Genomic DNA, 12,924 nt, shown 5'->3' with positions numbered 1-12,924 from the left:
GCGCGACCTTGATCGATAAGGGGATTCCTATGACTCAGCTCGAGAGCCACCGGCGTTGGAGAACGGCTCTGATTCTCGCGACAGTACTCTGTGTCGGCTCGGCGGCCGCCGCTAGCTCCCCATTGCGCCCCCTGCGCACGGTCCTCGGCGAGGCTTCCGAGGTGCCTCAGATCGTGATCGACGGTGACCAGGCGCTGCTCACCCTGGACGACGCCATCGAGATCGCCCTGGAGCAAAACCTCAGCCTGGAGCTGCAGCGCTACGACCGCACCTCCGCTCTCTGGCGGATCGAAGGCGCCAAGGGAGTTTTCGACCTCGGCACCTCCCTCTCCGCCGGATTTCAGAGCAGCAAGAACCCGTCTTCGTCGCAGCTCGACGGTGCCGCGGTGCTCGATCGGGACGATCGCGATCTCTCCATCCAGCTCAACCAGCTCACGCCTTACGGCGGCGTCGGCTCCTTCGGCCTGTTCACCAACCGCAACTCGTCGAACAGTACCTTTTCGTTGATCGATCCGAGCCTCTCCGCTTCGACCTCGATTTCCTACCGCCAGCCGCTGCTGCGCGGCTTCGGCGCCCTCTCGACCAAGCGCTCGATCCTGCAGGCGCGGATCACCAGCGATCGCAGCGGCAAGCTGTTCGAGCAGGAGGTGACCTCGGTCATCCAGCAGGTGCAGCAGGCCTACTGGGCGCTGGTCGATGCGCGAGAGCAGCTCACCGTGGCCGAGGAGGGTCTGGCCCTGGCCATCGAGCTCGACGAGCGCAACCGGGTGCAGGTGGACGTCGGTACCCTGGCGCCCATCGAGCTGGTGCAGAGCGAGGCGACGGTGGCCACCCGCCAGGAGGGCATCATCACCGCCCGCACCGCCGTCGGCGACGCCGAAGACCAGCTCCTCCAGCTTTTGAACATCGATCCCGGCGCTCTCTGGGACATGGATCTGGTGCCGCAAACGGAACCGGAAGTCGTGGATGTCGAGGTGGACGTGGACGCCGCCCTCGAAGCGGCCTACCAAAACCGGCCGGAGATGCGGATTTCCGATCTCGACATCGAATCTTTGGAAATCGAATCGGCCTTCTTTCGGCGCGAGAGGCTGCCTTCGTTGGACGTTACCGTGACCTATGGAACCGTCGGCCTCGGTGGCCGGAGCAGCGTGCAGGATCCGGAAACCGGGGACCTGCGGGTGGTGGACGAAGACCTTATCGATGCCCTCGACGAAGCGGTGAGCCGGGACTTCGACTCGATCGGAATGCGTCTGGACGTTTCGTACCCGCTCCAGAACCGAGCGGCGCGCGCCAACAGCGCCACCGCGGACCTCGACCTGGAGCGCGCCCGCACCGATCAGGATCGCCTGCGGCTGCAGATTCGCACCGAAGTGCGCGCCGCCGCGCGCCGACTGGAGAGCGCCGTGCAGCGAATCGAAACGGCCCGCGCTTCGCGCAGCGCCCAGGAACGCAACCTCGAAGCGGAACAAAAACGCTACGAGAACGGTATGTCCACCAGCTACCAGGTCACCGAGATCCAGGAGGATCTCACCCTTGCCCGCAGCCGCGAGGTGAGCGCCATCACCGAGTACCGTAACGCTTTGACCGAACTCTACCGGGCGACTGGTCAACTGCTGGAGGAGACCGGCGTCGAACTGCTGGAGGGAAGCCTATGAACGTTGCCGAACCGAGTTCTGGTGGAGACGCCATCGGATCGCGCCTGATCACCGTCCTGACCTCGCCCACGGAGACCTTCCGCAAGGTGGCCGCCAAGCCGCGCTGGTGGGTGCCGCTGCTGTTCCTGATGATCGCGGCCGTCGTGCTGCAGGTCGCCGTCCATCACCAGACGGACTACCGACAGGTGATGGAAGACCAGATGGCGAAGCAAAGCTCCGCCTCCATGACCGAACAGCAGATCGAGACGGCGGCGGAAATCCAAGAGAAGTTCGGCGCCGCCTTCGCCTTCATCGGCGCCATCTTCGCCGCCATCGTGATGCTGATCATCGGCCTCCTGTACTGGGTGATTTTGAAACTCGCCGGTAGCGAAATGACCTACCCGCAGAGTTTGGCGACCCATCTCTACGGCGCCGTGCCGGCGGTCCTCGGAATGCTGATCGCGGCGCCCATCGTGTGGTTCGGAGGCGAACTGACGACGGAGCAGATCACCACCCGATCGTTCATGAGTTCAAGCCTCGCCTTTCTCGCGCCGGAAGGGGCGAGTTCGAAGCTGGTCGCCTTGCTGGCGAGCGTCGAGTTCTTCACCATCTGGTCGGTGATCCTCACCGCCATCGGCTTCCAGGTGGTGGCCAAGGTGTCGAAGGGCGCCGCCTGGGGCGCCGTGCTGCTGCTGACCGCCCTCGGCATCGCCGTGCGCGTGCTGTTCGCCTAGCCTGGGTCGCTCTCCATGAAGAAAGTTCTGATCGGGGCAGGGATCTTCGCCGTTCTGGTGGTCATCGTCATCGCCAGCCTGCGGGGCAAGGAGCCGAGCGGCAAAGAAGTGCGCACGGAGACCGTCGAGGTCGAAGATATCGCTTTGCGAGTGAAGGCCAGCGGTGAAATCGATCCGCGGGTGCAGGTGAAGATCTCGGCGCCGGTGATCGGCCGGATCGAGAAACTGCACGTGGAGGAGGGCGACGTCATCGAGGCCGGGGAACCCTTCCTCGAACTCGAGCGCGAGGCCTTCCTGGCCGCCCGCGATCAGTGGCGGGCGCAGCTCCGCAGCGCGCAAACGGCGGTGCGCCGGTCGGAGATCGAGCTGGAGGACGCGCGGCTCAAGGAAAGGCGCTTCGACCGCCTGGGTACCGAGGGCATTGTCAGCGCCGAACAGCGGGAGGCTTCGGCGCTGTCGGCCGCTTCGGCCGCCCTCGCCCTCGATCAGGCGCGGGACGCCGTGCGCCAGGCCCAGGCCAACCTCACCAAGGCCCAGGACGACCTCACCAAGACCACCATCTTCGCGCCGCTTTCCGGCCGGGTGATCGAACTCAACGCGGAGGAGGGAGAGGTGGTGGTCTCCGGCACGATGAACAATCCGGCGTCGGTGATCGGCACCATCGCCGACCTGTCGGAGATTCTGGCGGTGGTGGAAGTGGACGAAACAGAGATTGTCGACGTCGCCCTCGGCCAGGACGTGACCATCGAGGTGGACGCGGTGCCGGACCACGAATACCACGGTCGAGTGGTCGAGATCGGCAGTTCCGGCTTCACCCCCCATCGCGGCCAGGACGTGATCTATTTCCGCGTCAAGATCCTGCTCGAAGACGCCGACGAACGGCTCCGCCCGGGCATGTCCGCCCGGGCGGACGTGGTCGCCAAAGTGCATTCGGATGTGCCGATCGTACCGATCGAAGCGGTGGTCGAGCGCGATGACCCGGAGCGCGACGGGGAAGGGCGCAAGGTGGTGTACTCCTTCGACGAGGGGGCCGCCGTCGAAGTCCCTGTTTCCACCGGCATCGCCAATACCACCCAGGTCGAGATCACCGCCGGCCTCTCCGGCGGCGAGTCGGTGATCGTCGGTCCCTACCGCACCCTCAAGGATCTCGAGGACGGCGATGTGGTGCGTTTGGCGCGGAACGACGGCGAAGACGACGCCGAGAAGGCCGCACCGGAAGACTCGCCGGCGGAAGAAGAGACGGACGACTCGTGAGCCTGATCGAGATCAGCGACGTCCACAAGGTCTACCAGATGGGCGAGGTCGAAGTGCGTGCCCTGGACGGCATCGACTTGACCATCGAGCGCGGCGAGTACCTGGCGATCATGGGCGCTTCGGGCAGCGGCAAGTCCACCCTGATGAACCTCCTCGGCTGCCTCGACACGCCGACCTCCGGCAGCTATCGCCTCAACGGCGTGGCGGTGGAGGAACTGGAGGATGAGGACCTGGCGGCGATCCGCAACCAGGAGATCGGCTTCGTCTTTCAGACCTTCAATCTGCTGGCCCGCACCAGCGCCCTGGCCAACGTCGAGCTGCCGCTGATCTATGCCGGCTCCTCGCGCAAGGAGCGCCGCCAGCGGGCCCTCGACGCCCTGGAGCGGGTGGGCCTGGGGGATCGCGTGGACCACCAGCCGAACGAACTCTCCGGCGGCCAGCGGCAGCGCGTCGCCATCGCCCGGGCGCTGGTCAACGGCCCCTCCATCCTGCTCGCCGACGAGCCGACCGGGAACCTCGACACCCGCACCTCGGAAGAGATCATGATCCTATTCGACGCCCTCCACCAGGCCGGCAACACCGTCATCCTGGTCACCCACGAGGACGACATTGCCGAGCACACCCACCGCCAGGTGGTGCTGCGGGACGGCAGAATCCTCACCGACCATGCGCTGCAACCGGCGGGCGCGCCGGCCGGCGGATGAGCTAGTCATCCATGCTCTGGCTAGAAAACTTCGTCCTCGCCTTTGGCGCGCTGCGGGCCCCGGATATTCAGGGGGGCTGGGCGCCCCCCTCGACGCGAAAAAGCGCGGTTTTTCGCGCCTCACCCCCGTCCTCGGCGGGCCTATCGCCGCCCCGCCGCCGAGCCCTGCCGGGCTCGGTTGTTGGCTGCCTTGACGACCCTGTGGAGTGTCCTGAGTGCTCTGGTTAGAAAACTTCGTCGTCGCCTTTGGCGCGCTGCGGGCCAATAAGATGCGCGCCGTGCTCACCACCTTGGGCATCGTGATCGGCGTAGCGGCGGTGATCGCCGTGGTGTCCATCGTCCAGGGCCTTCAGTTCCTGGTGGTGGGGCAGCTCCAGGACGTCGGCGCCACCTACCTGCGGGTGCTGCCCCGGATCGCCTTCGTCGCGCCAGGGCAGGTCAGCCGGCCGGTGCTGCTGACCAATGAAGACGTCGAGGCCATCGCCCGGCAGGTGCCGGACATCGACGCCATCTCACCCCTTGTCTTCGGCAACGAAACCCTCAAGTACAAGGAGCTCCAGTACCGGCCCACCTTCGTCGCCGGCACCGATGAGAGCTGGCAGGAGGTGGTCAATCAGTACGTCGCCCGCGGGCGGTTCTTCTCTACCGTCGACGTGCAGCGGCGCCGCAAGGTGGCGGTGGTAGGGCAGACGGTGGTGGAAGAACTCGAACTCGGCGACGACCCGGTGGGCAAGGAGATCTACATCGGCTCCGTGCCGGTGACGGTGATCGGGGTGATGGAGGAAACCGGCCAGACCCTCGGCCAGGATGGCGACGACATGGTGATTGTGCCCTTCCAAACCTCTTTGACCCTGTTTGGCCGGCGCGCCGCCGACCAGGTGCAGGTGCACGTGCGGGTGAGCGATACGGGAGCCATCGAGGGGGTGCGGGACCGCATCCGCCGGTTGCTCCGCCAGCGCCACGAGCTCGGCGACGAGGACGCCGACGACTTCCAGATCCAGACCCAGGACGACATTCTCGACCTCTTCACCTCGATCCTCGGCGGCGTCACGGCGGTGGTGGCCGGCGTGGTGAGCGTGGCCCTGGTGGTCGGCGGCATCGGCATCATGAACATCATGCTGGTGTCCGTCACCGAACGCACCCGGGAGATCGGTCTGCGCAAGGCGGTGGGCGCCCGCAAGCAGGACATCATGATGCAGTTCTTGATCGAGGCGATCGCCCTTTCCTTCGTCGGCGGGGCCCTGGGGGTGGCCCTCGGCTTCGGCCTGGGCGCGGCGGTGACCGCCCTGGTGCCGATCGACCTGCCGCCGGCCCACGTCCCGTTTTGGGCCGTCGCCCTGGCCTTCGGCTTCTCGGCGGTCGTCGGGGTGTTCTTCGGCATCTACCCGGCCGGCAAGGCCGCCGCCCTCGATCCGATCGAAGCGCTGCGCTACGAGTAGTGCGCCCGCCGCGGGCTGGAGCGAGTCACAGTCCTAGGAAGCCTTCCTTCTGCGAAAGTAGGCACCCGCGCCCTGGTGCAGGGCGACCATCGCGCGCGGCAGATCGTTTTCCGGCAGCAGCATCAGGTGGACGCCGCCGCCTTTCTCGGCGAGCGGCGTCACCCCCACCCGCGCCAGAATTTCGTTCAGCTCCGGTCCTCCGAAAGGCGAGCTGAGGGCGGCGAGGAGAGACACCGGCACCGCCGTCCGGGGTCCGCTCCTAGCCGCCTGCACTTCGAGGGTGCGCACCCGCACCGCCTCGCCATTCGGGCGGAAGAGGACGAGAGCGCCGTCGTCCGGCCCATCGCTCTGGAAGTAGGCTCGACAGGTCGCCAAGGCGAGGCCCTGGATGCGGTCGGGACCGTCCAGCACCCGCGTGCCCGGAGCGGCCGGCCGAAAGGTGTTGCGCAGGTGGATCGGGATTGCGAGGTTCTTGAGCGGCCGCGGCGTCCTCCGGTCCAGGACTTTGGCCCCGAAGCGCGCCAGTTGCTCCGCCTCCCGGTAGGACACCGCCGGCAGCGTCGCGGCCCGCGGCACCCAGCGCGGGTCCGCCGCCAACAGGCCGTCGACATCGCTCCAGATTTCCAGCCGCTCCGCCCCCAAGGCGGCCGCCACCAGTGCCCCGGAGTAGTCCGAGCCACCGCGGCCAAGGGTCGTCCGGCGGCCTCGCCGGTCGACCCCGAGGAAACCCGGCAGAAGCAGGACCGAGCCGGAGCTGAAGCTTTGTGCCGCCAGGGGCAAGAGAAACTCTCGGGTGGGCATAGCGAGGGGCCGGGCGTTGCCAAAGGTCGAGTCGGTGCGGATCGGCGCCTCGTCAGAGGTCGTCACCGTGATGCCGGCGGTATCCAGCAGGGCAGCCATCACGGTCACCGAGGCGCGCTCGCCGATGGACAACACCCGATCTCGAGACTCGCGCCTGCGCAGGTCTTCGGGCTCTCGCCGCAGCACTTCCTTCAGTTCCTCGAACAGCTCGCCTAGCGGCTGCGCGACGGCGTCGGATGGGGCCGCGCCGAGGGATTCGGTCAACGCCCGCAGATGCACTGCCCGCAGGGCCTCGTCGAGGCCGCGGCCTCCCATCTCGACGGCGGCGGCGAGGTGATCCGTCACCCCGCCCAGAGCGGAGACCACCACTGCGACGGGTCCGCGGCGGTAGGACCGTTCGATGATCGCCAGGGCGTTGCGGCGACCCTCCGTCGAGGCGAGGGACGAGCCGCCGAACTTCAGCACCCGAGGGGACGGCCCGGTCATGCCGCCGACCGGTCCCGCAGGCGAGCGCGGAAACGCCGCAAACGCTCGCCCAGAACCGCTCCTTCGGTGAGAAAGCCGTCGTGCCCGTGAAGGGACGAGAGCACCGCCAGCTCCGCCCGCGGCATGCCCGCCGCCAGCTCTTCCTGCTCGCGCGGCGGATAGAGCAGATCGCTGTCCACGGAGACCACCAGCGCCGGCTGCTGAATGGCCGCCAGGGCCGCCGCCACGCTGCCCCGTCCGCGTCCCAGGTCGTGCGAATCCATCGAGCGGGTGAGGGTGAGGTAGCTGTTGGCATCGAAGCGCCCAACCAGCTTGTTTCCCTGGTAGTCCAGGTAACTCTCGGCCTCGAAGTAGCCCGGCCGCCGCTGGTCGCGGCCGAAGCGCTCGAAACTCTCCCAGCTCCGGTAGGTGCACTGCGCGATCATCCGCGCCACGGCCAGGCCCTCGGCCGGCGGATCCTCCGGTGGATAGACCCCGCCGCGCCAGGCGGGATCCGCTTCGATCGCCCGGCGCTGGGCTCGCGACAGACCGATGCACCAGGGCGAGTGACGGGCGGAAACGCACAGCGGCGCCAGCGCCGCCACTCGCTCCGGGAACATCGCCGCCCACTCCAGCGCCTGCATGCCGCCCATCGAGCCGCCGATCACCAGGGCGAGGCGCTCGACTCCCAGATGGGACAGCAGTTCCGCCTGCAGGCGCACCATGTCGCGAATGGTGACGTCCGGAAAGTCGCGGCCCCAGCGGTTGGCCCAGCGCCCGGCCGGCGAAGGACCGCCGTCCGGGCGCTCGCTCGCCGGCCCGGTGGTGCCGTAGCAGCCGCCGAGGACATTGCTGGCGATCACAAAGTCCTGCGCCGGATCGAAGGCCCGGCCCTCGCCCAGCAACTCGGGCCACCAGGTGTCGACGTCGGCGCCGCCGGTCAGCGCGTGGCAGACCAACACCGCGTTCGAGCCGCTCGCATCGAGGCTTCCCCAAGTGCGGTAGGCCACCCGTAGCGGCGCCAACCGCTCGCCGGACTCCAGCTCGAGACCCCGCGGCAGATCAAAGACCTGGGTGGCGGCCGACACGGGGAAGGGCGCCAGGTCTGCCGCGGGACCGCTCCCGCGGTCCCCGGTCATGCCACCTGCCGTCCCGCCGCGGCCTCGAAAGCCTGGTCGAAATCCTCCCGAATGTCGTCGATGTGCTCGATGCCCACGGACACCCGAACCAGATCGGGAGTCACTCCGGTCGCCGCCTGTTCTTCGACGGAGAGTTGCTGATGGGTGGTGGTGGCCGGCTGAATCACCAACGTCTTGGCGTCGCCGACATTCGCCAGATGGCTCGCCAACCTGACGTTGTCGATGAACCGCTGCCCGGCCTCGGCGCCGCCCCGCACTCCAAAGGACAGCACCGCACCGAATCCGTGTTTCAGGTAGCACTTTGCCAGCTCGTGGCTCGGGTGCTGCGGCAGCCCCGGATAGCTCACCCAGGACACCGCCGGGTGGTCGTCCAGCCACTCAGCGAGGGCCAGGGCGTTGTCGACATGGCGCTGGACCCGCAGGGAAAGAGTTTCGAGGCCCAGCACAAAGTTGTAGGCGTTGAAGGGCGACAAGGCCGGCCCGAAGTCCCGCAGTCCCTCGACCCGCGCCCGAATGATGAAGGCGATGTTGCCGAAGGGGCCGTCGAAGCCGAAGGTGTCCCAGAAGGAAAGGCCGTGGAAGCCCGGCGAGGGCTCGGTGAAGAACGGGAAGTTGCCGTTCCCCCAGTCGAAACGCCCGGAGTCGACGATCAAGCCGCCGATCGAAGTGCCGTGGCCGCCGATCCACTTGGTCGCCGACGCCACCACAATGTCCGCCCCGTGCTCCAGCGGCCGGCAGAGATAGCCTCCGGCGCCGAAGGTGTTGTCGACAATCAGCGGAATGCCGCGCCGGTGGGCGGCCTCGGCCAGGGCCTCGAAGTCCGGCACATCGAAGCCCGGATTACCGATGGTCTCCACGAAGAAGGCCTTGGTGTTGTCATCGGCCAGGCGCTCGAATTCTTCCGGGTCGTCGTGCTTCTCGACGAAACGCACGTCAATCCCTAGCCGGGGGAGGGTCACCTTGAACTGGTTGTACGTGCCGCCGTAGAGCGAGCTGGACGACACGATGTTGTCGCCCTGCTGGGCGATGTTCGTCACCGCCAAAAACTGCGCCGCCTGGCCGCTGGCCGTCGCCAGCGCCGCCACACCGCCTTCGAGGGCGGCGATGCGCTGCTCGAAGACATCCGTCGTCGGGTTCATGATCCGGGTGTAGATGTTTCCGAACTCTTCGAGAGCGAAGAGGCGGGCGCCGTGGGCCGAGTCGTCGAAAGTGTAGGACGTCGTCTGGTAGATCGGCACCGCCCGGGAATTGGTGCCTGGCGCCGGTTCCTGGCCGGCGTGAACCTGCAGCGTTTCGAAGCGGTAGCCCGCCTTAGGATCGGCGGGAGGGTTGGAATCGCTCATCATTCTTCTCCTCGGCGGGCGAACCGCCTTCGCAGTCAGTGGGACTTCGCGCGACGGGGAGAATTCCTGAAAAGCAAGAACCCGCTCCGGCGTCGCCGTTGCGGGTCGAAAAAGGTTCTCGTGGAAGTCGTTCCTAGATCGTTCGAGAGGCTCTCACCCGCAGCGTGCATTGCCCATGGCAAGGCACATACAGGTGCAGCCCCTCGCGGCCCGAATCGCCGACGACGGGATAGCGCGCAACGCGAGCCGGTGAACTTCACCACGGGACCTCATGCGCGAAATCGTATAAGTGTAGATGTAGTGTGTCAAGGTGAGGAATAGGTCTCATCACGACGCGTACCTCGACTCCGCCTCATCGGAGGTGCAGCACCAGAAGAATCAGCATCACCGCGGTCAAGGAGGCGAAGACGGTCCGGACGATGTTCCACCGATTCCAGCGTGGTTCGAAGTCGTTTCTGGCGTCCACCAGGGCCGGCTCGTCGAGGATGGAAAGGTTCAAGGTCTGCAACTGGTTGTTCAAGGGCACATTCACCGCCAGAGTCGGGAGCTGCACGCCGACGAGATAGGCGACCAGCGCGGCCAGGAGAAGGACCAGTTCAGGTCCGATCAGCCGTCGAAAGCCGGCGACGCCGGACGCCACGAGAGCGACGACGGAGCCCACCCAGACCAGCATGAAGACCGGCTGGCTGTTCTGAATCACCCGATCCATCGACTGGAAGGCAGCCAAGAACTCGCGGTCGTTCAGCTCGCCGGTCCCCGGCATGACGACCACCGCAAAGGCGAAAAGGAATCCCGCCACCAAAGAGCACAGAAACGTGGCTAGGGTTAGAGCGATGTGAAAGATGTCCATTCTGTCTCCTGCCTCTGGAGTGGAAGGTCTGACTGTCACCTTACTCTAACTGCCCGAATCCGTTCCTTCGCCTTGCTCCTGTCACACTCCCTCCCGCAGGGGGGGCGCCCGCTAGGACGTAGGTGGGCAGTGTTGCGGATGGCGAAGCTGAAGAGAGCGTCCGTGATGGTCGAACCTGCAGGACAAGAATCGAGGTACGAAGCAGCCGCGAGAACCGAATACAAGCGGCCGAATCCTGCACCTGATGGCCTACTCAGGGAGGCCGGATGCGCTTGCAGCAGCTCACATCGTCATTGGGCGTGGTACCGGAGGCCGGACTCGAACCGGCACACCCTCGCGGGCGGGGGATTTTGAGTCCCCTGCGTCTACCAATTCCGCCACTCCGGCAATGGACAACGGAAGGACTCCGCAGCATAGGCGCGGGCACGGGCGGTGTCAAGAAGGGCGCCTCCGGGAGGTTGACAAATCGGCCAAAATGGCGTATAGTTTCCCCACTAAGTGTAAGTGTCTCAGGAGCTTACCGTACTTGAGGACTTACCGAGCCTACCGATACTTAAGCTGCGCCAAAATACAGTTGAAGCGCAAGAGGGGAGTCAGGGAAACGTGGAATTCAAGCCCGGACAGAAAGTGGTCTACCCGAATCACGGCGTGGGGGTGGTGGAGAAGATCGAGCCCAGCGTCATCGACGGGCAGGAACAGACCTACTACTTCCTGCGTCTCCTTTCCAATAACTCGAAGGTGATGGTGCCGGAGGAGAATCTGGAGCTGGTGGGGCTGCGGCCCCTGTGCTCCGTCGAGGAGATCGACAAGCTCCTGGGGATTCTCGAGGACGGCGATATCGACACCTACAAGGACTGGAAGGGGCGGTACAAGCAGAACCTGGACAAAATGAAGACCGGCCATCTCACGGAGGTGGCAGAGGTGCTCAAAAACCTGCGCCTGGTGAGCCAGCGCAAAAGCCTGTCCTTTCGCGAGAAGAAGATGTTCGAGCGGGCCAAGTACTTCATCGTCAGCGAGGTCGCCCACGTGCGCGACATCGCCGAGCGCCGGGCCGAGGAGCAGGTCGAAGACGCGTTGACCACCAGCCTGGAGAAGCGCGAACGGGCCGAAGCCAAGGCCGAAGCCAAAAAGGCGAGCTGACGACCGTGGTGCGCACCACATCCGGAGAGAAGGCCGCTCGCTGCTGCGGGCGGCCTTTTTTTCGTGCCTTCGCCCTGCTGATCCTGCTGCCCTTGGCGGTACCCGCTGTCGCCCAGGTTCGGGCGATGGATGCCAGCCTGCTGCGGCTGGAGAACGAGCTGCTAGCGGAGGATCTGACGGAGTTTGCCCAGGCCCAGCGGGACGTCGCCGCCGCCCGGTCGGCGACGGACTCACGGGAGCGGCGCCTGGTGGCGGCACTGGGGGCAGACTCCATCCAGTTGGACACCCTGCCGGCCCTGCGCGAGGCGGTGGATACGGCGCGCAACGAGCTGGGAGTGGCGACGGACACCCTCGACCGTCTATGGTGGCGGATCGACGAACGGCTGCGCCGAATCGAACGCCTGCAGGACCAGGTGGAGCGGGGAGCAGAGCGGGTGCGCGAAAACCTGCCGCTCCAGGGCCGCTGGCGGGTGACCATGCGATCGGGCTCGCCATCGGACCAGGGGGCTACCCTCAACGGCACCTTCCTGCTGCGCCAGCGGGGCACCGAGATCACCGGCACCTACACCTTCGGCAACGGCACCTCCGGCTCCCTGGAGGGCACCTTCGTCGATCGCAAGCTGCGGCTGGAGCGGGTTGACAGCGTGCGCGGATTCGACAGAATCTTCCAGGCCGAAATGTCCAACTCCGGCGATTCGCTGGAGGGCACCTGGCAGCCGACCATCCTGAGCGACGGCGGTCCCGGCGGCGGCACCTGGACAGCGGCCCGGCCGATCGAAGAAACGCTTGAGGATTCGACACCGTGAACATTTTCCATCGCGAGAGCGCCCTCTCCCTGCTCGCCGGCGTTCTGATCGGTTTCGTCGCCGCCTATTTCCTCTTCGAGTCCATCGCCGAGCGCCAGCCGGCGCGCATTCCGATGGAGGCCGCGGTGTCGGCCCAGGCGGGTGGGCAGGCCGGAGGCGCCCCCGACGGCCAACCGGTGGAGGGTCCCTTCATGGCGCAGGTTCGCCGCCTCGAAGAGCGCCTGCGTGCCAACCCCGACGACGCCGACGCGGTGCACGAACTCTCCAACCTCTACTTCGACGCCCAGGCCTGGGACTTCGCCGAGCAGGGCTATGTCCGCTACCTGCAGCTGCGGCCGGACGATCCGGACGTGCTGACGGAGTTGGGGGTCACCCTTTATAACCAGGGGCGCTTCGAGGAGTCCCTGGCGCGCTTCGATCGCGCCCAGGAGCTATCGCCGGATCACTGGGAGTCGCTCTTCAACCGCACCGTGGTGCTGGCCTTCGGCATGGCTCGCTGGGACGACGCCGAGGAGATGATGGATCGGCTCCGCACCCTGCGCCCGGACAGCCCGGAAGTCGAGCGGCTGGCCACGGGCATCGAAGAACGCAAAACGGCGAGCTGACCCACGCCATG

12 protein-coding genes and 1 tRNA gene are annotated in these 12,924 nt (G+C 66.4%); 8 read left to right on the top strand and 5 right to left on the bottom strand.

The genetic code is table 11. The annotated features are described in order from the left end of the window. Window positions 1-29: 29 nt before the first annotated feature. The 5 genes from AAF481_04255 (at window position 30) to AAF481_04235 (ending at window position 5,764) form a co-directional block, all read left to right on the top strand. Window positions 30-1,655 carry a TolC family protein gene (locus AAF481_04255; protein MEM7480363.1) on the top strand — a complete coding sequence of 542 codons (1,626 nt, stop codon included), beginning with the start codon at window positions 30-32 and terminating at the stop codon, window positions 1,653-1,655. Beyond that, a complete protein-coding gene (locus AAF481_04250) occupies window positions 1,652-2,368 on the top strand; it encodes a YIP1 family protein (GenBank protein MEM7480362.1) in 717 nt (238 codons plus the stop codon). The genes AAF481_04255 and AAF481_04250 overlap by 4 nt, the downstream gene beginning before the upstream one ends. Window positions 2,369-2,383: 15 nt before the next feature. Next, a complete protein-coding gene (locus AAF481_04245) occupies window positions 2,384-3,622 on the top strand; it encodes an efflux RND transporter periplasmic adaptor subunit (GenBank protein ID MEM7480361.1) in 1,239 nt (412 codons plus the stop codon). Between the two features lie 38 nt (window positions 3,623-3,660). Continuing rightward, on the top strand, window positions 3,661-4,326 hold the full coding sequence (locus tag AAF481_04240; protein ID MEM7480360.1) for an ABC transporter ATP-binding protein: 666 nt from the start codon (window positions 3,661-3,663) through the stop codon (window positions 4,324-4,326). Window positions 4,327-4,540: 214 nt separating this feature from the next. Further along, the gene (locus AAF481_04235; GenBank protein ID MEM7480359.1) at window positions 4,541-5,764 is read left to right on the top strand and encodes an ABC transporter permease; all 1,224 of its coding nucleotides are present in this window, start codon (window positions 4,541-4,543) and stop codon (window positions 5,762-5,764) included. 33 nt (window positions 5,765-5,797) lie between these two features. On the opposite strand, the gene AAF481_04230 is transcribed toward AAF481_04235, so the two are convergent. The 5 genes from AAF481_04230 to AAF481_04210 form a co-directional block, all read right to left on the bottom strand. Next, entirely contained in the window at window positions 5,798-7,051 is a 1,254-nt protein-coding gene (locus AAF481_04230) for an aspartate kinase (protein ID MEM7480358.1), read from the bottom strand. Beyond that, window positions 7,048-8,169: a homoserine O-acetyltransferase gene (metX, locus tag AAF481_04225; GenBank protein ID MEM7480357.1), complete on the bottom strand. Its 1,122-nt coding sequence runs from the start codon at window positions 8,167-8,169 to the stop codon at window positions 7,048-7,050. The genes AAF481_04230 and metX overlap by 4 nt, the downstream gene beginning before the upstream one ends. Beyond that, window positions 8,166-9,512, bottom strand: a complete 1,347-nt coding sequence (locus AAF481_04220) for an O-acetylhomoserine aminocarboxypropyltransferase/cysteine synthase (protein MEM7480356.1) — start codon at window positions 9,510-9,512, stop codon at window positions 8,166-8,168. Before AAF481_04220 ends, metX begins: the two co-directional genes overlap by 4 nt. A gap of 352 nt (window positions 9,513-9,864) precedes the next feature. Beyond that, a complete protein-coding gene (locus AAF481_04215) occupies window positions 9,865-10,362 on the bottom strand; it encodes a DUF1772 domain-containing protein (protein MEM7480355.1) in 498 nt (165 codons plus the stop codon). Window positions 10,363-10,662: 300 nt separating this feature from the next. Further along, window positions 10,663-10,749, bottom strand: a tRNA-Leu gene (locus AAF481_04210). Window positions 10,750-10,965: 216 nt separating this feature from the next. On the opposite strand from AAF481_04210, the gene AAF481_04205 reads away from it, so the two are divergent. From AAF481_04205 to AAF481_04195, 3 genes are read left to right on the top strand one after another with little or no spacing between them, the layout of a single operon-like run. Then, window positions 10,966-11,502: a CarD family transcriptional regulator gene (locus tag AAF481_04205; protein ID MEM7480354.1), complete on the top strand. Its 537-nt coding sequence runs from the start codon at window positions 10,966-10,968 to the stop codon at window positions 11,500-11,502. A gap of 5 nt (window positions 11,503-11,507) precedes the next feature. Continuing rightward, complete coding sequence (locus tag AAF481_04200) at window positions 11,508-12,308, top strand: hypothetical protein (GenBank protein MEM7480353.1); 801 nt, start codon at window positions 11,508-11,510, stop codon at window positions 12,306-12,308. Then, window positions 12,305-12,913, top strand: coding sequence for a tetratricopeptide repeat protein (locus AAF481_04195; protein ID MEM7480352.1), 609 nt, complete (start codon window positions 12,305-12,307; stop codon window positions 12,911-12,913). Before AAF481_04200 ends, AAF481_04195 begins: the two co-directional genes overlap by 4 nt. Window positions 12,914-12,924 lie beyond the last annotated feature (11 nt).

It is taken from the genome of Acidobacteriota bacterium (assembly GCA_039030395.1).
GTDB lineage: Bacteria > Acidobacteriota > Thermoanaerobaculia > Multivoradales > JBCCEF01 > JBCCEF01.
Note: the sequence above shows the minus strand (reverse complement) of the source record. Positions and strands in the feature narration are given on the sequence as shown.